The organism is Pseudomonas sp. UBA3153 (assembly GCF_002364635.1).
GTDB lineage: Bacteria > Pseudomonadota > Gammaproteobacteria > Pseudomonadales > Pseudomonadaceae > Pseudomonas_O > Pseudomonas_O kuykendallii.
Window position 1 is genome coordinate 68,046 of record NZ_DEYR01000015.1, and the last position, 1,099, is coordinate 69,144.

Annotated in this window: 2 protein-coding genes; both read right to left on the minus strand. The window is 68.6% G+C overall.

Going from position 1 to position 1,099, the window contains the following annotated elements; all coding sequences use genetic code 11:
• On the minus strand, nucleotides 1-525 hold a 525-nt coding region (locus tag B2X67_RS03870; RefSeq protein WP_286784679.1), incomplete at its 3' end, for a penicillin acylase family protein.
• 93 nt (nucleotides 526-618) lie between these two features.
• Nucleotides 619-1,099, minus strand: a 481-nt coding sequence (locus B2X67_RS03875) for a DUF6436 domain-containing protein (protein WP_286784680.1), incomplete at its 5' end; no start/stop codon positions are given.

A 1,099-nucleotide genomic window follows, 5' to 3' on the forward strand; every position in this document is an offset into this window, starting at 1 on the left:
GTACGCGGTGTAGCCGTTGATGGCGAAGGTGTCGGCCGCGGTGAAAGGCCGTTTGCGGATGCCGAGCAGATCGAACTCCAGCGGGGCCGGATGGCTGTCCTGGAACTGGTTGACGCCGGCCAGGTAGGCCTCCAGCGCTTTCCATGGCTTGCCGTTGCGGTCGACGCGTGCGGCGTAGGCCTCGGCATGTTCGCCCAGGCGCAGGGTGCGGAACAGGCGGTCGGTCTCGACCAGTTTGGCGCCGAAGATTTCCGCCAGCTCGCCGCGTGCCAGGCGGCGCATCAGTTCCATCTGGAACAGCCGGTCCTGGGCGTGGGCGTAGCCGAGCGCGCGGTACAGGTCGGCTTCGGTCTGCGCGCGGATGTGCGGCACGCCGCGGTCGTCGTAACGGATATCGACGGGCTTTTCGAGGCCGGCCAGGTGCCGTTCGCCGGAGCGCGTCGGTTGTTTGCCGTGGAAGTACCAGGCGCCGCCGCCGGCCACGACGGCGAGCAGCAGGACGAGCAGCGTGAGCACGCGTTTCATCGGTGTTCCTTGTTGTTATGGGCTGATCCGTTGCGCATTCTGCCGTGCGCGGAGGGCGGCGGGGTGGCGCCCTCCCGTGCAAATACCGGGCGATCAGTCTGCCGTATCGTTCCACGGACAGTAGCAGCCGACGGCGAGGGTGTTGGTGGCGCTCACCGTGCGGCCCTCGGCCAGGGCCTCCAGCACCGGCTCGATGAAGCTGTTGCCCGAGGTGCAGCTGGCACCCTCGCTGTAGGGGCCGAAATAGACCAGCCGCCCGTCGGCATTCCAGATACCCACGGCCGGGCTCGCCGGAAGGTCTTCCGAACCGGGCAACTGCTCCAGCGGCTGCAGGGCCTCCAGCGTTTTCGGCAGATGCCCCGCGCTGCCGGGCTTCTGCACCGCGTAGAAGCTCACGCCGCGGCTGGCGAAACGCTCGATCAGCTCCACGAGGTGCTGCTGATTGCCCACATTGCACGGGCAGGCCGGGTCCCAGAAGTGCACCAGGCGCACCGGCCCCGGCCCGGCGAGGCGCGCGGGCAGTTGCAGGCTGCCACCGTCGAACAGCGTGGTGCGGTTGTCGAACGCGCGGATG